The sequence below is a fragment of the Bacillus sp. FSL R5-0439 genome (assembly GCF_038008805.1).
GTDB lineage: Bacteria > Bacillota > Bacilli > Bacillales > Bacillaceae > Bacillus > Bacillus safensis.
The window spans coordinates 3,043,293-3,062,554 of sequence record NZ_JBBOZW010000001.1 but is presented as its reverse complement, the minus strand read 5'-3'; the positions used below and the strand labels follow the sequence as shown (position 1 = coordinate 3,062,554).

The 19,262-nt window shown below is 44.0% G+C and carries 17 protein-coding genes; 15 read left to right on the top strand and 2 right to left on the bottom strand.

Annotation, left to right across the window (positions count from 1 at the left end; translation table 11 throughout):
• Window positions 1-6 precede the first annotated feature (6 nt).
• The 5 genes from nikB to NST59_RS15855 are packed head-to-tail and all read left to right on the top strand — an operon-like array spanning window position 7 to window position 4,816.
• A complete protein-coding gene (gene nikB, locus NST59_RS15875; RefSeq protein WP_039181545.1) occupies window positions 7-951 on the top strand; it encodes a nickel ABC transporter permease subunit NikB in 945 nt (314 codons plus the stop codon).
• Window positions 948-1,781 (top strand): nickel ABC transporter permease subunit NikC, encoded by an 834-nt coding sequence (nikC, locus tag NST59_RS15870; RefSeq protein WP_039181542.1) that lies wholly within the window; start codon window positions 948-950, stop codon window positions 1,779-1,781. The genes nikB and nikC overlap by 4 nt, the downstream gene beginning before the upstream one ends.
• A gap of 4 nt (window positions 1,782-1,785) precedes the next feature.
• Window positions 1,786-2,601: a nickel import ATP-binding protein NikD gene (gene nikD / locus NST59_RS15865; RefSeq protein WP_285604184.1), complete on the top strand. Its 816-nt coding sequence runs from the start codon at window positions 1,786-1,788 to the stop codon at window positions 2,599-2,601.
• A 13-nt stretch (window positions 2,602-2,614) separates the two neighbouring features.
• Complete coding sequence (gene nikE, locus NST59_RS15860; protein ID WP_341040816.1) at window positions 2,615-3,430, top strand: nickel import ATP-binding protein NikE; 816 nt, start codon at window positions 2,615-2,617, stop codon at window positions 3,428-3,430.
• A gap of 60 nt (window positions 3,431-3,490) precedes the next feature.
• On the top strand, window positions 3,491-4,816 hold the full coding sequence (locus tag NST59_RS15855; RefSeq protein WP_144490055.1) for an MATE family efflux transporter: 1,326 nt from the start codon (window positions 3,491-3,493) through the stop codon (window positions 4,814-4,816).
• A 21-nt stretch (window positions 4,817-4,837) separates the two neighbouring features.
• On the opposite strand, the gene yvfG is transcribed toward NST59_RS15855, so the two are convergent.
• Window positions 4,838-5,053: a protein YvfG gene (gene yvfG / locus NST59_RS15850; protein WP_144490057.1), complete on the bottom strand. Its 216-nt coding sequence runs from the start codon at window positions 5,051-5,053 to the stop codon at window positions 4,838-4,840.
• A 70-nt stretch (window positions 5,054-5,123) separates the two neighbouring features.
• Here yvfG and rpoN point away from each other — a divergent pair, with 70 nt between their 5' ends.
• Both rpoN and NST59_RS15840 read left to right on the top strand, forming a co-directional pair.
• A complete protein-coding gene (rpoN, locus tag NST59_RS15845; protein WP_268464313.1) occupies window positions 5,124-6,422 on the top strand; it encodes an RNA polymerase factor sigma-54 in 1,299 nt (432 codons plus the stop codon).
• A gap of 172 nt (window positions 6,423-6,594) precedes the next feature.
• Entirely contained in the window at window positions 6,595-7,332 is a 738-nt protein-coding gene (locus NST59_RS15840) for a FadR/GntR family transcriptional regulator (protein WP_058837601.1), read from the top strand.
• A 27-nt stretch (window positions 7,333-7,359) separates the two neighbouring features.
• Here the strand turns inward: NST59_RS15840 and NST59_RS15835 are convergent, their stop codons facing one another.
• Entirely contained in the window at window positions 7,360-8,802 is a 1,443-nt protein-coding gene (locus NST59_RS15835; protein ID WP_144467935.1) for a sigma-54 interaction domain-containing protein, read from the bottom strand.
• A gap of 209 nt (window positions 8,803-9,011) precedes the next feature.
• Between NST59_RS15835 and NST59_RS15830 the strand changes: the two genes are divergently transcribed.
• The 8 genes from NST59_RS15830 (at window position 9,012) to eno (ending at window position 19,144) form a co-directional block, all read left to right on the top strand.
• Window positions 9,012-10,205, top strand: a complete 1,194-nt coding sequence (locus NST59_RS15830; RefSeq protein WP_039181526.1) for an ornithine--oxo-acid transaminase — start codon at window positions 9,012-9,014, stop codon at window positions 10,203-10,205.
• A gap of 138 nt (window positions 10,206-10,343) precedes the next feature.
• Window positions 10,344-11,717 (top strand): amino acid permease, encoded by a 1,374-nt coding sequence (locus tag NST59_RS15825; protein WP_058837626.1) that lies wholly within the window; start codon window positions 10,344-10,346, stop codon window positions 11,715-11,717.
• Between the two features lie 309 nt (window positions 11,718-12,026).
• Window positions 12,027-13,064, top strand: coding sequence for a sugar-binding transcriptional regulator (locus tag NST59_RS15820; RefSeq protein ID WP_039181517.1), 1,038 nt, complete (start codon window positions 12,027-12,029; stop codon window positions 13,062-13,064).
• A 31-nt stretch (window positions 13,065-13,095) separates the two neighbouring features.
• On the top strand, window positions 13,096-14,103 hold the full coding sequence (gene gap / locus NST59_RS15815; RefSeq protein ID WP_012011304.1) for a type I glyceraldehyde-3-phosphate dehydrogenase: 1,008 nt from the start codon (window positions 13,096-13,098) through the stop codon (window positions 14,101-14,103).
• A gap of 213 nt (window positions 14,104-14,316) precedes the next feature.
• Complete coding sequence (locus NST59_RS15810) at window positions 14,317-15,501, top strand: phosphoglycerate kinase (protein ID WP_039181514.1); 1,185 nt, start codon at window positions 14,317-14,319, stop codon at window positions 15,499-15,501.
• A 30-nt stretch (window positions 15,502-15,531) separates the two neighbouring features.
• A complete protein-coding gene (tpiA, locus tag NST59_RS15805; protein WP_017359213.1) occupies window positions 15,532-16,293 on the top strand; it encodes a triose-phosphate isomerase in 762 nt (253 codons plus the stop codon).
• The gene (gene gpmI, locus NST59_RS15800; protein WP_039181511.1) at window positions 16,286-17,821 is read left to right on the top strand and encodes a 2,3-bisphosphoglycerate-independent phosphoglycerate mutase; all 1,536 of its coding nucleotides are present in this window, start codon (window positions 16,286-16,288) and stop codon (window positions 17,819-17,821) included. Before tpiA ends, gpmI begins: the two co-directional genes overlap by 8 nt.
• A gap of 30 nt (window positions 17,822-17,851) precedes the next feature.
• Window positions 17,852-19,144 carry a phosphopyruvate hydratase gene (gene eno, locus NST59_RS15795; protein WP_003212752.1) on the top strand — a complete coding sequence of 431 codons (1,293 nt, stop codon included), beginning with the start codon at window positions 17,852-17,854 and terminating at the stop codon, window positions 19,142-19,144.
• Window positions 19,145-19,262: the final 118 nt, after the last annotated feature.

Here is a 19,262-nt window from a genome sequence, read left to right as displayed (position 1 = left end):
AAGGAAATGGGCCGCTATATCGTCAAACGATTGCTATCAATTATTCCTGTATTTTTATTAGCCACACTGCTCACAACTGGTATGATTCACCTTTCGCCAGTTGACCCGGCTGAGGCATATTTAGCAGCGGCTCATATCCAACCTACGGATGAAATATTAGCGCAAAAACGAAGTGAATTCGGCTTAGATGAGCCATTTTATATGCAGTATCTTCATACCATTGAAAAAGTCATTCATCTTGATTTCGGCCGGTCGTATATGTCCAATCAGCCTGTCGTTGATGAGGTGATGTATCGAATACCGGCAACGATTCAATTGGCACTGACCAGTCTGCTGATCGCTATTTGTGTCAGCATTCCGCTCGGCTTTTTCAGCGGCATGAGGAAAAATGGTGCCGTTGATCATGTGAGCCGGCTGATTTCTTTCTTAGGAGCATCTATCCCAACGTTTGTTTTGGGGTATTTGCTCATCTTCTTTTTTTCAGTGAAGCTAGACCTTTTACCAGTTGAAGGGGTCGGAACATGGGCGCATCTCATCCTGCCGTCGATCACACTGGCAGTCCCTTTAATTGCTACGTATACAAGGCTGTTACGTTCAAGTGTGAGTGAGGCGCTTCAAGAACCTTTCGTTCAATATGCGAGAATGAGAGGATTGAAGGAACAATCGATCATGTTCAAGCATGTGTTCAGAATTGCGATATCGCCGATGCTGACCGGACTTGGGGTGAACCTTGGCAAGCTGTTAACTGGAACCATTATTGTAGAGGCTGTTTTCTCATGGCCAGGGTTTGGCCGCTTTTTTATTGAAGCGATCTTTAACCGGGATCTGCCAGTCATTCAATTTTATGTCCTCATGTCAGCCTGTATTTTTATCTTGAGCAGCTTGATGGTTGACTTGATTCAGCTGATCATTGACCCTCGTATTTCTAGAAAGGAAGGCCGCCAGCAATGATGACAAAAGTAAAACATCTCTTCTCTCATCAAAAGATGATCTCGATCTGCGCCCTGCTGCTCGGTCTCCTGCTGATTGTCACAATATGTGCGCCATGGATCGCTCCACATGATCCGGCAGCTGTTAATCTAGCGATGAAGCTAAAGGGATCTTCGTGGGAGTATCCGCTTGGAACAGATCAATTAGGGCGGTGCAATTTATCTCGTATTTTATATGGTGCGCGTGTTTCGCTCGGCTGTGCGTTATTAATCTTTCTTTCTTCGTTATTCATTGGTTTAATTGTCGGCCTGTTTTCAGGATACAAAGGCGGCTGGATTGATCATGTTTTGATGAGAATCTGTGACGGTGTCATGGCATTTCCAAACCTGGTGCTGATCCTTGGATTAGTCGGTATCTTCGGTCCGGGACTTTCTCAAGTCGTACTAGCCTTGATGCTTGTGCAATGGGTGTATTATGCCCGCGTCTTCCGAGGGATGGTGCTCAGTTTAAAAGAACAGAACTTTATTGCAGCTGCAAAAATCAGTGGGACATCGCACTGGAATATCATGAGAAAGCATATGATTCCCAATGTCCTGCCGCCATTAGCAGTTATTGGAACACTCGAAATGGGCTGGGCGATTATGGACATTTCTGCGATGTCTTTCCTCGGATTAGGGGTTCAGCCTCCTATGCCTGAATGGGGAGCAATGATTCATGAAGGGAAGTCGTATATTCAAACGAATCCTCAGTTGATGCTGTACCCAGGTCTTGTGATCATGACTGTGGTGATTCTGTTTAATTTACTAGGAGAAGCCCTTTCAGAGAAATATGGTATCAAACGCCGTGTGTAAAGGAATGATCAATGTGCAAGAGCCCATTTTACAAATAGAGAACCTGCATGTGCATACGAAAACACCTCAAGGGACAACCCCTCTTATTCAAGAAGTATCGTTTGAAGTAGAGCGAGGTCAAATCCTTGGATTAATTGGTGAGAGCGGCTGCGGGAAAACAGTGACAAGCATGTCGATCTTACGTATGCTTGATCGAAAAACAACTGAAGTTACTGGCAGTATCACATTACAGGGACGAGAATTGATCGGTATAAGTGAAAAGAATATGCGGTCCATCCGAGGCAAAGACATCTCATATATTATGCAAAATCCAATGAACAGCTTTACGCCGGTATGGACAATCGGCCATCAGCTGGTTGAAACCATCCGCCGGCATACTGCTGTTAGTAAAAAGCAGGCACGAGCACAGGCAATAGATGCATTAGCACAAATGAATCTGCCGCAGCCAGACGAACTGTTCAACAAATACCCCTTTGAATTAAGCGGAGGGATGCTGCAGCGTGTCATGATCGCCATGGCTGCCTGTATGCACCCGCCCCTCATCATTGCAGATGAGCCGACAACTGCTTTAGATGTACACAATCAGAAACGGGTGCTTCAGCATCTGAACCAAATTCGTCATGACTATGGAACGGCCATTTTACTCATTACCCACGATCTTGGTGTCATTGCTGAAATGGCAGATCAAGTTGTCGTCATGAAACAAGGAGAAATTGTGGAAAAGGCAGGAGTTCTTGAACTTTTTGAACAACCAAAGCATGATTATACAAAAAAACTACTAGCAGCTCGTCCATCCATCCCAGCTGTTTGCCCGATTTGAGGTGAGAAGGCCCTTGCATTTATTAGAAGTGAAAGCAGTCAGTCATGCATACAACAGCCGGTCGTTTCTAATGAGAAATAAAGGCGCAGCCCCTGTCTTGAAAAGCGTCGATTTGAACATTGAAGAAGGCACATGCCTTGGGCTGCTGGGACAAAGCGGTGCAGGAAAAAGTACACTTGGCCGCATCATACTTGGTTTAGAGAAACCAAGAGCTGGACAGGTTCTTTTTGAAGGTCAGGATGTTTATCGTGCAGATCAGCAAACACGTAAGCATTTTCGCAGGCATGTGCAAGCGGTATTTCAGGATTCCTATTCGGCAGTAAATCCAAGATGGACAGTTGAACAAGTTTTATCTGAACCGCTTGAAAACTATGAAACCATGAGCCGAAAGGAACGTAAAAACGTGCTGATTCATTGGTTGGAAAGAGTCGGGCTCAGTGAAAAAGATTTGTCTAAATATCCGCACCAATTCAGCGGCGGCCAGCTGCAAAGGATCAACATTGCTAGAGCTTTATTGCTCCAGCCAAAGCTCATTGTACTTGATGAATCTGTCAGCAGCTTAGACATGGTCACACAGGCTGTCATTTTAGATTTATTAGTAGAATTAAAAAAGGAGCTGGGTGTGGCTTACGTATTTATTACACATGATATGACAGCAGCCTATCACTTAAGTGATCAATTGGCGATTCTTGATCAAGGAAAGCTTGTCGCCCAATTTCAATCAAAGGAAGAATTCTTTTCATCAGAAGAGGAAGCGGTGCGGAAAATGAGAGATGCAATGCTCGCAGACCATCCTTTGTCACGAACGATTGGCAGACCGGTTCGGTAAAGCTTTATTATCAACGCCTCTTTGAGAAGAGGCTATTTTTCATGAAAGGCAGGTGGCGTCGTGAACCATCGAGCGTATTTAGCTTTGGCCATTCCTTTAACGATTTCAACGATGACCACTCCTTTACTTGGAGCTGTTGATACAGCGGTTGTCGGTCAGCTCGCAAATCCTGCTTATATTGGAGGCGTTGCGGTCGGCAGTCTCATTTTCAGTACATTATATTGGCTGTTTGGTTTTTTGCGGGTAAGTACATCTGCTTTTGCCGCCCAGGCAAACGGGGCGCAGAATGAGGAGCAGGGTGTTCTTGCTTTTCTAAGACCTTTTTTCGTCGCTATCATCGTCGGACTTTGTTTTATTGCCCTGCAATGGCCGATTATTCAATCTGCTTTTCTAGTGATCTCTCCTGATGCTGATGTCCGTCAATTTGCTGCGGACTATTTTCATATTCGCATTTGGGGAGCGCCTTTTACTTTAATGAATTATGTCATATTGGGCTGGCTGATGGGGATGGCAAAAATGAAAGAAGCCCTTTCTTTACAAATCTTGATCAATGTCATGAATATGGCGCTTGCATTTCTGCTTGTTCATGTGTTTTCGTTTGCGGTCAAAGGAGTTGCGGCTGCGACATTGATGTCTGAATTAACCGCTTTTGTGTTAGGGGCATGGATCATCATGAAGCATTCGTCAAACGGATTCCAGATGCCTTCCATTAAGAAAATCATGGATACTCACGCAATGCAGAAAATGTTTCATGTGAATAAAGATTTGTTTATCCGGACGATCTGTCTGCTAGTGGTCATCAACATGTTTACGGCAAAAGGGGCTTCTTTTGGTACGGAGCTGCTGGCTGCTAATGCCATCTTATTTCAAATTCACTACATCATGGCTTATTTGTTCGATGGTTTTGCCAATGCTTCCAGCATCCTTGTTGGGCGGTCAGTTGGTGCAAATGACCGTTCTCTTTATGAAAAAACTTTAACCCTTTCAAGGCAGTGGGCACTTGTTATGGCATGTGTCATTGCGGCGGTTTATTTTCTATTAAAAGAGCCGATATTGAGCCTGTTTACAAATCTCCCTCAGCTGCTTGACGTGACATTACGCTATGCGGACTGGCTTGTACTTTATCCGTTTGCGGCTTGTTTCGGTTTGGTCATTTACGGCGTATTTACAGGTGCGACAGAAATTGCCCCTGTTAGAAATTCGATGCTGTTTGCAATGGTTTTGTTTATCGTCGTTCAAACCGTGGTCACGCCCATTTGGCACAATCATGGCCTATGGTTTGCCTTTATCATCTATACTGTAGGGCGGTCTGGCTTTTTAATGATGTATAAATCGAGGCTGGATCAGAAGCTTTTTGCATATGATAAACACCCTTTGTCATCTTGACAAAAGGGTGTTCTTTTTCGTTCATTCGCTTTCTTTTTTCACCTTTTGATAGGCTTCATCAAGATGCTGAATTCGCTTCAATACAACCGCATTTTTGGTCAGCTGGTCTTGAACAAGCGTTGACACCACTGAGCGGTAATAGGCATTCATCGCATGAACTTTGTCTTCATTTTGGTTCATGGTGATGTGCTGTTTCAAGTTGTCGACAAAGTATGGAACGGAAAAAAGTTCAGACATAGAAATCACTCCTATTTCGTATATACGGTCCGTCAATCTTCATGTAAAATGATGAGAGGGAGGGGAGACAATGAGCCTTAAACTGCAACAAGAACAGGTATTAAAGCAGGTGCTCACACAAGAACTCAGGCAGGCCATTACGCTGCTGCAGCTGAATTGCGCAGAGCTCGGCGAGTATCTTGACCAGTTAGCGCTTGAGAACCCTCTGATTGAGCGGAAAGACACGGACAGCTATCAACCAGTTTATCATAAAAAATCACAAGAACGAATGACAGAGCCGTATCGAACGCATCAAAAAGAAAGCCTGCAAATGTTTTTAAAAAGACAGGCGATTGATTTGAATTTAAGTGAAAAGAATCAAAAAATCTTTCATTTTATGATTGAGTCCATTGATTCCAATGGCTATCTAAATGAACCGATCGACGCAATGGCAGCTGTCTTAAAGGTGCCAGCTGAAGAAGTAGAAGCCGTCCTTCATCAGCTGCAATCACTAGAGCCTGCCGGGATTGGCGCAAGATCATTGCAGGAATGCATTCTCCTTCAGCTGAGAAGAAAAAAGGAGCGCTGGTATGAAGCCGAGCTGATCATCGAAAAGCATTTCTTTCTTTTTGCCAGAAAGGCTTGGAAGGAAATTGCGGCGAAAACAGGTGTTACAATGAAAACACTCCAAGCGGTACAAGATGAAGTGTCTCAGCTTGAACCAAGACCAGGTCTTCATTTCTCATCTGATGAAGAGCATGTGTATATCGAGCCTGATGTGACGATTACTGTGGTGCAGGATCACATCACATTTGAGCTAAATCAGCGCGCTTTTCCAGACGTTGAAATGAATGAAGGCTACTTCGCCATGATTCAAGACCAAAAGCGGCACGAAGCATACACGTATTTAAAGGAAAAAGAGCAGCAGTACAATTGGCTTGTCCAAGCGCTGAGGCAAAGAAAGCAAACGATGACTCATGTCGTTCGTGAGATTATCTCACATCAGACGGATTTTTTCCTAACAGGGAAACATAAAATGAAACCGCTTACCATGAAGCGGATCGCAGATATACTGCAAGTCCATGAGTCAACAGTCAGCCGTACTGTAAAAGGGAAAATGGTGCAAACCCCTTATGGTCTCATGGAAATGAAACAATTTTTCCAAGCAAAATTAGAAGGGCATTCGCTAGAAGAGGCGTCCAGCTACACAGTCAAAACGCATATTGCAGAGCTCATTCAAACGGAAAATAAGAAAAAGCCGTATTCAGATCAGCAAATCATGACGCTGCTTCAGCAAACCTTTGGCATCCGCGTGTCGCGCAGAACCATTGCAAAATATCGCGAACAAATGAATCTTCCAGCCTCAACGCTGAGGAAACGCTACGATTAAAAAGAAGTACTTGCCAGAACATGGCACGTGCTTCTTTTTTTGTTGAAAGCAAGGCAGCTCGAAGATTTCTTGAAAATTAAAGAGGGGAGACGTGTGATCTGAAATTTTGGGGTAAAGTATAAGATAGGGCATGAGCCGATAGGGATAGACAACAGTGATGAGGTGAGACCAATTGAAATATAAACAAATCAAAACGAAAAAAATATATGAAGAAATTGCGGATGCATTAATTGAATCCATTCGTACAGGTGAGCTTCTTCCGGGGGAAAAATTAGATTCGGTTCAAGCGCTTTCAGAAAGCTTTCAAGTCAGCCGTTCCGCTGTAAGAGAGGCACTGTCTGCTCTTAAAGCGATCGGATTAATAGAGATGAAGCAAGGGGAAGGCACGTATGTGAAGCAGTTCGATCCTGAGCAGCTCACATTTAGTCTGTCTCCTGCATTTTTAATGAAGCAGCATGATATCACGCAGCTCCTTGAATTAAGAACCATTATTGAGACGGGTGCTGTCAAAAAGGCAGCGCTTTTGCGAACGGACGATGACCTTCATCAGCTGCGTGAGGCACTCGAACAAATGAAACTAGCAGAAGCGCATAAAGAAATTGGTGAAGAGGCAGACCTCTCCTTCCATCTCGCTTTAGCCAAAGCCTCAAAGAATGATTTATTAAAGGCGTTAATGAATCAGGTCTCCACCTTGCTGGTAGAAACAATGCGGGAAACGAGAAAAGTCGTCTTGTTTTCAAGGAAAGCCTCCATTCGGCAGCTTTACAAAGAACATGAACACATTTACAAAGCTGTTATGGCAAGACAGCCAGAAGAAGCAGAAAGAGCGATGCTCACGCATTTAAAAAATGTAGAAAAACTGCTGAGTGATGTGAGTCAAGAACCGGCAGGACAGTCAGAACCACAGTAAGCTGTGCCGAATGAGGGCACAGCTCTATTATGAACGAGAAATATGCAGTTTCTTCATGCGATATTGCAGACTTTGCCTGCTCATGCCCAATATCTTTGCAGTCTGTGAAATATTATCGTCCATTTTTTCTAAGTAATGGACGATGTATTGTTTTTCGAATCGTTCCATTTGGGTTTGGAAATCAGTCGTATGTTCTGCGCTTGTATAAATAAACGTGTCAGCTGCTGCGGTATGCTGCAAAGGATTCGTCTGTAATTGCGCTGCGGGACGGCCTTCCCTATGTTTAAATCTAAAATGATATGGAAGGTGATGCATGCTTAAGTAATCCTCATCCATCATCATATTCATCCCCGCTTCAATCACATGCTCCAGTTCCCGTACATTCCCCGGCCAATCATACGCTTGAAAAAGGGCTAGTACCTCTTCATCAGCCGCCTTCACCTCCATTTGAAACAGCTCATTATATTTTTGAATAAAATGACTGACAAACGTAGGAATATCTTCTTTTCGCTCAGAAAGCGGCGGAATAAATAAGGTGACAATACCTAGCCGATAAAATAAATCCTTGCGCATGCGTCCGCCTGCGATCGCATCTACAGGGTCCTCATTCATATTGGCAATGACTCTTACATCAACGGCGATTTCTTTTGTGCTGCCTAACCTTCTCACCCGCTTCTCCTGTAATACGCGCAGCAGTTTTGCTTGAAGACCAGGATTCAATGAGTTGATCTCATCAAGCAGAAGTGTACCACCCTGCGCCTGTTCAAATAAACCGGGCTGATCAGTTGCGCCGGTAAAAGCCCCTTTTTGTGTACCAAAGAGCAGACTTTCAATGAGATTATCAGGCAGTGCCGCGCAATTCTGGGTAATAAATGGTCCAGATGACCGGCTGCTGCCGTTATGAATGCTTTGAGCAAATAGTTCTTTTCCTGTTCCTGTTTCTCCCACAATGAGCACATAGGAAGAGGTGCGTGTTGCTCGTTTTGCATGCTCAATCACCTCTAAAAACGCAGGGCTTTGTCCAATAATGGAATCAAAGGTAAAGCGCGTGCTTCCTTTTTTCTTCATATTGTGGTGAATCAGCCGCTCCAGCTTGGTCACATCATTCGAAATTTCAACCGCTCCTTGGATGAGGCCATCTCGAACGAGCGGGTATGTATGATTAATCGTTGTGATTTCTTTTCCATTGTAATTATGATACGTCTGCTTTGCATGAACGGTTTGTTTCCCAGTTCGCAGTGCTTGGACGAGCGTACTGTGCATTTCGTCTTGGAAGACGAAGAGGTCTAATACATTTTTATGGAGAACATCAGAGCGTTTCAAAGACTCAATCTCCATCATTTTTTTATTATAAAAAACAGTATTGCCATTCTCGTCAATTGCATGAACCCCGACATCTATTAAATCGAGCATTTGCTTATACAGATCAATCTCATTTGCTAGCTTTGCAGTATAAGAATCTTCTTTCATTGCGCCACCTCCAGACGTTACCTCTATTTTACATGAAAAATTTTGCGGTTTCCTCTAAAAAATTTGGCATGCGCAAAGATATTTTGCACAAATAACCTGCTCAATCATCGCCATGATGCAGGCAGAAAGTTGGCACGATCCTTGCATATCATATGTGTGTAGATGAACCTAATTTAAAAAAGGCTAGCTTATAGAAGGAGGAATAGACGATGACACAGACAAATGAATTGATTCAACAAACGGAACAATACGGTGCGGCAAACTATCATCCGCTGCCAATTGTGATTTCAGAGGCTGAAGGAGTTTGGGTGACAGACCCTGAAGGCAATCGATATATGGATATGCTGAGTGCGTATTCCGCAGTGAACCAAGGCCATCGCCATCCCCGCATTATTGAGGCGCTCAAAAAACAGGCAGACCGTGTGACACTGACCTCAAGAGCTTTTCACAATGATCAGCTTGGACCATGGTATGAGAAAATTTGTCAACTGACGAATAAAGAGATGGCACTCCCTATGAATACTGGAGCTGAGGCTGTAGAAACAGCTGTAAAAGCAGCACGACGCTGGGGCTATGACGTCAAGGGAATCGAAGACAATCGCGCAGAAATCATTGCGTGCGTCGGAAATTTCCATGGCAGAACAATGACGGCTGTTTCCCTTTCTTCTGAAGCAGAATATCAAAGAGGTTTCGGCCCAATGCTTCCAGGCATCAAACTGATTCCTTACGGAGATATTGAAGCGTTACGTGAAGCCATCACACCACAAACAGCGGCTTTTCTGATTGAGCCTATTCAAGGGGAAGCGGGAATTGTCATGCCGCCAGAGGGCTTCTTGAAGGAAGCGAAGGCGCTTTGTGAACAGGAACATGTGCTGTTCATTGCAGATGAAATTCAGGTCGGATTAGCGCGAACAGGCAAGATGTTTGCATGCGACTGGGAAGACATTGAGCCAGATATGCTGATTCTTGGGAAAGCTTTAGGCGGCGGTGTATTCCCAATCTCGTGTGTAGTAGCAAACCGCGATATATTAGGCGTGTTTAACCCTGGGTCTCACGGCTCTACCTTTGGCGGCAATCCTCTTGCGTGTGCGGTGTCGCTGGCTGCACTAGATGTCTTAATCGACGAAAACCTTGCAGCGCGTTCTATGGAGCTTGGCGAATACTTAAAAGACAAACTGTCTCGCATTCAAAGTCCTGTTATCAAGGAAGTGCGCGGCCGCGGATTATTTATCGGCATGGAGCTGACAGAGGCTGCGAGACCTTATTGTGAGAAGCTGAAACAAGCAGGACTGTTATGTAAGGAAACCCATGAGACCGTCATCCGCTTTGCACCGCCTCTCACTATTTCTAAAGAAGATTTAGACTGGGCGATTGGTCATATTGAAGCATTATTTCAAGCATAAATGTCAAAGGGGGAGAACCATCACTTTCTCCCTTTCTCTTTCCACGAACAGCGAATTTTGTCAAAGGATGATGAATAGAAGAGTGAAAGTGGGGAAGCGGATTTGAAGCAAGAACAGCATAATGAACTAGAACGTTCCATGAAAAGCAGGCATCTCTTTATGATTGCCTTAGGCGGCGTCATTGGTACTGGTCTTTTCCTTGGATCAGGACTCATTATCCATCAGGCTGGACCCGGGGGAGCCATTCTCTCCTTTATCATTGGCGGATTGTTAATGTATTTGGTGATGCTCTGTCTTGGAGAATTAGCAGTGGCGATGCCGACAGCGGGTTCCTTTCAAGAGTATGCAACCAAATATATAGGCCCGTCCACAGGCTTTATGATCGGCTGGCTTTATTGGTTTAGTTGGGCATGTACAATTGGACTGGAGTTTACGTCAGCAGGCATTTTGCTCCAAAGGTGGTTCCCAGATATCCCTGTTTGGCTGTGGTGTCTTGCATTTAGTGTGATTTTATTTGCCGTGAATGCCATCTCAGCTCGCAGCTTCGCTGAAACCGAGTTTTGGTTTTCAGCCATTAAGGTCGCTGCCATCCTATTATTTATTATCATTGGAATTGGCGCAATTTTCGGAATGATTCATCTGAAAGATGGAGAACCAGCCCCTCTATTTCGTCATTTGACGGATCATGGCGGACTATTTCCTAACGGTGTTTTTGCTATTTTATTAACCATGGTCACGGTCAATTTCTCCTTTCAAGGAACAGAACTTGTAGGGATTGCCGCAGGAGAGAGTGAAAGCCCTGAAAAAACATTGCCGCGATCTATACGAAATATTATTTGGAGAACGATGGTCTTCTTCGTTTTATCCATTGCGGTTCTGGCCGCTCTTCTTCCGTGGCAGACAGCAGGCACCGTCGACAGTCCGTTTGTCGTCGTGCTGGACAAGGTCGGCATACCATATGCTGCAGATATCATGAATTTTATCATCATCACAGCCGTCTTATCTGTAGCAAACTCTGGGTTATATGCATCATCACGTATGCTCTGGGCGCTCTCGAAAGACGGAAAAGGACCCAACTTTACGAAAAAACTGTCCAAGCGTAAAATTCCGATCAATGCATTATTGGTGACAATGGGTGTATCTGCACTATCTCTGCTTACAAGTGTTGTAGCACCAAAAACGGTGTATGTGTGGCTCATTTCGATTTCTGGTATGGTCCTTGTTGTGGTGTGGATGTCCATTTGCTTGTCTCAGTATTTCTTTAGAAAACAATTCATAAAGGAGGGCGGAGATGTAAAGGATCTCGTCTTCCGAACACCGCTCTATCCATTTGTTCCATTAGCAGGCTTTATCGCATTTGGCATCGTCCTCATCAGCTTATTTTTTATCGAGGATCAGCGGATCGGCCTTTATTGCGGAATCCCGTTCATGGCCGCCTGCTACATCATTTATTATCTTAAAATCAAACCGAAGGAAGAGGCAAAACAGTTTGGAACCATCACAAAAACATAAGCAGGTCCTGAAAAAAATGTGCATGCTGATATCACCAGCATGCACATTTTCAATCGTGTATTCATTCTATATAAAGGGAAATAAATATTTTGAAAAGAAATATCATCGCAAGAACCTTGATGACAAGCAGGCTTTCGGTGAAAATGTGTCTATTTTTTGTCTAAATGTGTTTCTAAGAGTTGAAAATGCAAGATTATCCTGTTAAAATAATTAAAGAAAGCAGGGATTGATTTTTTTTGGCTGTGGCGGGACGTTTTTTGTCACAGTGGGACGTTTTTAGTCCAACGTGAAAAGAAAGGGTCGTTAGCCATGAATCGTTTATTGGAAGCTCAAAAAAAATTATTGCCAGATCTTCTCATTGTTATGCAAAAACGCTACGACATTTTGCAGTACATCAGATTAGCTGAACCAATTGGCCGCAGAAGTCTTGCGACGAGTCTTGGTCTCAGTGAGCGCATCTTACGTGCTGAAGTTCAGTTTCTAAAAGAACAAAATCTGCTGGATGTCAAAACGAGCGGCATGATGCTGACGAGTGAGGGTCACGCTTTGCTTGAAATGCTTGAAGGAATGATGAAGGACGTTTTAGGTTTAACCTTTTTGGAAAATACACTAAAGAGAAAGTTAGGCCTGGAAGAAGTCATTATCGTTTCTGGTGACAGTGACGAATCCCCGTGGGTGAAGCAAGAAATGGGAAGAGCTGCTGTCCAATGTATGAAAAAAAGGTTTACTGGAAATAATATCGTCGCCGTCACTGGCGGAACGACGATGGAAGCCGTTGCCGAAATGATGACCCCTGATGCCAAAAACCGCGATATGATGTTTGTCCCTGCGAGAGGCGGTCTTGGGGAGAATGTAAAAAATCAGGCAAACACCATTTGTGCCCACATGGCTGAAAAAGCTTCCGGTACTTACAAACTGCTGTTTGTTCCAGGGCAGCTGTCAGAAGGTGCATACTCTTCCATTATTGAAGAGCCGTCCGTCAAAGAAGTGCTTCAAACGATTAAATCGTCCACGATGCTCATTCATGGTATTGGTGAAGCAAAAACAATGGCGATGAGACGAAATACACCAGCTGAAGATTTAAAAAAGATTGATGAGCATGACGCAGTGACAGAGGCCTTTGGCTATTACTTTAATCGTGATGGTGAGGTCGTACACAAAGTCCACTCCGTCGGCATGCAGCTAGATGATCTAGAAAGCATTCCACACATCATTGCTGTTGCAGGTGGATCATCAAAGGCGGGGGCGATTGAAGCTTATTTCAAAAAACCACGCCGAACGGTTCTCGTCACAGACGAAGGAGCCGCAAAAGAGTTATTAAGGGAGTCAATTGATCCCTCAATATAAAACATTGTGACCTATAAAAGGAGGAAACATCATGGCAGTAAAAGTCGGTATTAACGGATTTGGACGTATTGGACGTAACGTATTTCGTGCAGCATTAAATAATCCTGAAGTTGAGGTAGTAGCGGTTAACGATCTAACAGATGCTAACATGCTTGCACACCTTTTACAATATGACTCTGTTCACGGAAAACTAGATGCAGAGGTTTCTGTAGACGGTACAAACTTAGTAGTGAACGGTAAAACAATCGAAGTATCAGCTGAGCGTGACCCTGCGAAATTAAGCTGGGGTAAACAAGGCGTAGAAATCGTTGTTGAATCTACTGGATTCTTCACAAAACGTGCAGACGCTGCGAAACACTTAGAAGCTGGCGCTAAAAAAGTCATCATCTCTGCTCCTGCTAACGAAGAAGATATCACAATCGTTATGGGTGTAAACGAAGACAAATACGATGCAGCTAGCCACGATGTCATCTCTAATGCATCTTGTACGACAAACTGCTTAGCACCATTTGCAAAAGTACTTAACGATAAATTTGGTATCAAACGCGGTATGATGACAACTGTTCACTCATACACAAATGACCAGCAAATTCTTGACCTTCCGCACAAAGACTACCGTCGTGCTCGTGCAGCTGCGGAAAACATCATCCCAACTTCTACAGGTGCTGCGAAAGCTGTTTCACTTGTATTGCCTGAACTTAAAGGTAAATTAAACGGTGGCGCTATGCGTGTTCCAACACCTAACGTTTCTTTAGTTGACCTTGTTGCTGAATTAAACCAAGATGTAACTGCTGAAGACGTAAATGCAGCACTTAAAGAAGCAGCTGAAGGAGAACTTAATGGAATCCTTGGCTACAGTGAAGAGCCATTAGTATCTGGTGACTACAATGGTAATGCAAACTCTTCAACAATCGATGCTCTTTCTACAATGGTGATGGAAGGCAGCATGGTGAAAGTGATCTCTTGGTACGATAACGAGAGTGGATATTCTCACCGCGTTGTTGACCTTGCAGCTTACATTGCAAAACAAGGTCTTTAATTTCTCACACTGAAGGAACTCACTTGGTTCTTTCCTAGAGACACGATATAATGAAGACGGACAAGGGAAGGGGAAGCATCCCTTTCCCTTTTTCTCTGTTTTTATCCGTTCTGCACGATTTCTCGTTTTGATGAGGGCAAAATGGGAAAAGGATAAAGAGAGTCTTGTCCAACGCGTAAGGAAACCAGAATAAAGGAGGATCTCCTGACGAGCATGAATAAGAAATCAGTAAAAGACATTGATGTAAAAGGTAAAGTTGTGTTCTGCCGCGTAGATTTTAACGTTCCAATGAAGGACGGAGAAGTGACGGATGATACTCGTATCCGCGCAGCATTACCAACGATTGAGTATTTAACAGGACAAGGCGCAAAGGTACTGCTAGCTAGTCATTTGGGTCGTCCGAAGGGTCAAGTTACTGAAGAACTGCGTCTGACACCTGTGGCAAAACGTCTGCAAGAGCTTCTTGGAAAAGAAGTGGAAAAAGCAGATGAAGCTTACGGCGACAACGTGAAAAAGCAAATCTCTGACTTAAAAGAAGGAGATGTGCTAGTGCTTGAAAACGTTCGTTTCTATCCTGGTGAAGAAAAGAACGATCCTGAATTATCAAAAGCATTTGCTGATTTAGCCGATGTGTATGTCAATGATGCGTTCGGTGCTGCACACCGTGCACATGCATCGACAGCAGGTATTGCAGCTTATCTTCCGGCTGTTTCAGGCTTCCTCATGCAAAAAGAGCTTGAGGTGTTAGGAAAAGCCATTTCAAATCCTGATCGCCCATTTACAGCGATTATCGGCGGCGCAAAAGTAAAGGATAAAATCGGTGTGATTGAAAGTCTTCTTGATAAAGTAGACAACCTCATCATCGGCGGCGGACTTGCTTACACATTTGTGAAAGCACTTGGCCACGAGGTAGGGAAATCTCTATTAGAAGAAGACAAAGTCGATTTAGCGAAATCCTTTATGGACCGTGCAAAAGAAAAAGGCGTGAACTTCCTGATTCCAACAGATGTTCTGGTAGCCGACGACTTTTCAAATGATGCGAATACAAGCATTGTGCCAATCTCTGAAATTCCAAGTGATCTAGAAGCACTTGATATTGGAACAGAGACAAGAGAAAAGTATGCTGACGTTATTAAAAACAGCAAACTTGTTGTCTGGAACGGGCCAATGGGTGTATTTGAAATCGATGCATTCGCTAAAGGAACAAAAGCAATCGCAGAAGCACTGGCAGAAGCAAAAGATACATATTCTGTCATTGGCGGTGGAGATTCAGCAGCAGCTGTTGAGAAATTTGGTCTTGCCGATCAGATGAGCCATATTTCTACAGGCGGCGGCGCTTCACTTGAATTTATGGAAGGCAAAGAACTTCCTGGTGTTACTGCATTAAACGATAAATAAGACCAAAACTGCTATAAGGAAGTGTCAATCATGAGAAAACCAATTATAGCTGGGAACTGGAAAATGAACAAAACACTTGGCGAAGCAGTCAGCTTCGTTGAAGAAGTTAAGTCATCTATTCCATCTCCTGACAAAGTGGAATCCATTGTCTGTGCGCCAGCTCTTTTCCTTGAAAAGCTAAACAGCCTATCAAACGGAACAGACCTTAAAATTGGTGCACAAAACATGCACTTTGAAGAAAATGGTGCATTCACTGGTGAAATCAGCCCTGCTGCTCTAAAAGATCTAGGCATCGGCTATTCAGTGATTGGGCATTCAGAGCGCCGTGAATTCTTTGCTGAAACAGATGAAACAGTGAACAAAAAAGCACATGCTGCATTCAAGCATGGCATCGTTCCAATTATTTGTGTAGGTGAAACGCTTGAAGAGCGTGAAGCTGGCAAAACAAATGAACTTGTCGCTGATCAAGTGAAGAAAGCACTAGCTGGTTTAACGAAGCAGCAAGTGGCTGAATCTGTGATTGCCTATGAGCCAATCTGGGCTATTGGTACAGGAAAATCTTCTACAGCGAAAGATGCAAACGACGTTTGCGCACACATCCGCCAAACCGTTGCAAGCGAATTTGGTCAAGAAGCGGCAGACAGCCTTCGGATTCAATATGGCGGAAGCGTGAAGCCGGCAAATATTAAAGAATATATGGCAGAATCCGATATTGACGGTGCTTTGGTAGGCGGCGCAAGCTTAGAACCTCAGTCTTTCGTTCAATTATTGGAGGAAGGTCAATATGAGTAAGAAACCAGCTGCATTAATCATCTTAGACGGGTTCGGTTTAAGAGGCGAAACAGTCGGTAACGCTGTCGCACAAGCAAAAAAACCGAACTTTGACCGCTACTGGAACGAATTTCCGCATCAAACCTTAACGGCTTCAGGTGAGGCAGTAGGTCTCCCAGAAGGTCAAATGGGGAACTCTGAAGTGGGGCATTTGAACATCGGTGCAGGACGCATTGTGTATCAAAGCTTAACAAGAGTGAATGTTGCCATTCGTGATGGGGAATTTGAGAAAAACGAAACGTTCCTAGATGCAATGACTTATGCAAAAGAGAATGACAAGGCGCTTCATTTATTTGGTCTCTTGTCAGACGGCGGTGTGCACAGTCACATCCAGCATCTTTTTGCCCTGCTGAAGCTGGCGAAAAAAGAAGGCTTAACAAAGGTATACATTCATGGCTTTTTGGACGGACGTGACGTTGGTCAGAAGACAGCCAAAGTGTACTTAAAACAGCTGGAAGAACAAATCAAAGAAATCGGTGTCGGTGAAGTGGCAACACTTTCTGGACGCTATTACTCAATGGACCGTGACAAACGCTGGGATCGTGTGGAGAAAGCGTACCGCGCGATGGCGTATGGTGAAGGCCCAAGTTATCAAAACATCTATGATGTCGTTGATGACTCCTATGAAAATGGAATCTACGATGAATTCGTTATTCCATCTGTCATTACGAGAGAAAATGGTGAGCCGGTTGCCAAAGTAAACGACGGCGACTCTGTGATTTTCTATAACTTCCGTCCAGACCGTGCCATCCAAATCTCGAACACTTTCACAAATGCAGATTTCCGCTCGTTTGACCGCGGAGAAGCTCATCCGAAGAATTTACACTTCGTTTGCTTCACACACTTCAGTGAAACGGTTGACGGCTATGTTGCCTTCAAACCAGTAAATTTGGATAACACAGTAGGAGAAGTGCTTGCTCAAAACGGATTGAAACAGCTGCGGATTGCTGAAACAGAGAAATATCCTCACGTGACGTTCTTTATGAGCGGTGGCCGTGAAGAAGAATTTCCTGGTGAAGACCGCATCTTAATCAATTCACCAGATGTGGCAACCTATGACCTCAAGCCGGAAATGAGCGCTTATGAGGTAAAGGATGCACTTGTTGCAGACATCAATGCTGACAAGCATGATGCGATCATTCTGAACTTTGCTAACCCGGATATGGTTGGTCATTCAGGTATGCTTGAGCCAACAATCAAAGCCATTGAAGCAGTAGATGAGTGCTTAGGAGCTGTAGTCGACGCAATCCTGGCAAAAGGCGGACATGCCATCATCACGGCAGACCACGGTAACGCAGACGTGCTAATTACCGAAGAAGGAAAGCCGCATACTGCACATACAACGAATCCTGTGCCAGTCATCGTGACGAAAAAAGGTGCGACGCTTAGAGAAGGCGGCATTTTAGCCGATCTATCTCCAACGCTTTTAGACTTACTTGGCCTTGAAAAACCAAAAGAGATGACAGGGACATCATTGATTCAAAAATAACAAATTGATTCAAAAGGAGAGAAATTAAAAATGCCATACATTGTTGACGTATATGCACGCGAAGTATTAGACTCTCGCGGTAACCCAACAGTTGAAGTAGAAGTTTACACAGAATCTGGCGGCTTTGGCCGTGCGCTTGTTCCAAGTGGTGCTTCTACTGGTGAATATGAAGCAGTAGAACTACGTGACGGAGACAAAGACCGTTACCTTGGAAAAGGTGTTCTGACAGCTGTAAACAACGTAAACGAAATCATTGCACCAGAGCTTTTAGGCTTTGATGTAACAGAACAAGTAGCGATCGACAAAATGTTAATCGAACTTGACGGAACAGAAAACAAAGGGAAATTAGGCGCAAACGCAATCCTTGGTGTATCTATCGCTGTAGCACGTGCGGCTGCTGATTTCTTACAAATTCCACTTTATCAATACCTTGGTGGATTCAACTCCAAAACGCTTCCAGTACCGATGATGAACATCGTCAACGGTGGAGAGCATGCGGATAACAACGTAGACATTCAAGAATTCATGATTATGCCTGTAGGTGCTCCAAACTTCCGTGAAGCACTTCGCATGGGCGCTCAAATCTTCCATAGCCTGAAATCTGTATTAAGTGCAAAAGGCTTAAACACAGCTGTAGGTGACGAAGGTGGATTCGCTCCAAACCTTGGTTCTAACGAAGAAGCACTTCAAACAATCGTTGAAGCGATCGAAAAAGCTGGCTTCAAACCAGGTGAAGAAGTGAAACTTGCAATGGATGCTGCATCTTCTGAGTTCTACAACAAAGAAGACGGTAAATATCATTTATCAGGCGAAGGTGTTGTGAAAACATCTGCTGAAATGGTTGACTGGTATGAAGATATGGTATCGAAATACCCAATCATCTCTATCGAAGACGGCCTTGATGAAAACGACTGGGAAGGTCACAAACTATTAACTGAGCGCCTTGGCAGCAAGGTTCAGTTAGTAGGAGACGACTTGTTCGTTACAAATACGAAGAAGCTTTCTGAAGGAATCAAAAACGGCGTTGGTAACTCAATCCTGATCAAAGTAAACCAAATCGGTACATTAACTGAAACATTTGATGCAATCGAAATGGCAAAACGCGCAGGATACACAGCTGTTATTTCTCACCGTTCTGGTGAAACTGAAGACAGCACAATTGCAGACATCGCTGTTGCAACAAACGCTGGACAAATCAAAACAGGTGCTCCGTCTCGTACGGACCGTGTGGCGAAATACAACCAATTACTTCGCATCGAAGATCAATTGGCTGAAACAGCACAATATCACGGCATTGCAACATTCTATAACTTGAATAAATAATGTCAGCTATGCGCTGCGTTCCACTCTTTCATGAGAGCGGGACGCAGCGTTTTTTTGTTGAGCGAAATCCGCTGGCTAATTCATTTGACTTATCCTATTTCTGTAAAACCTCCTCCTT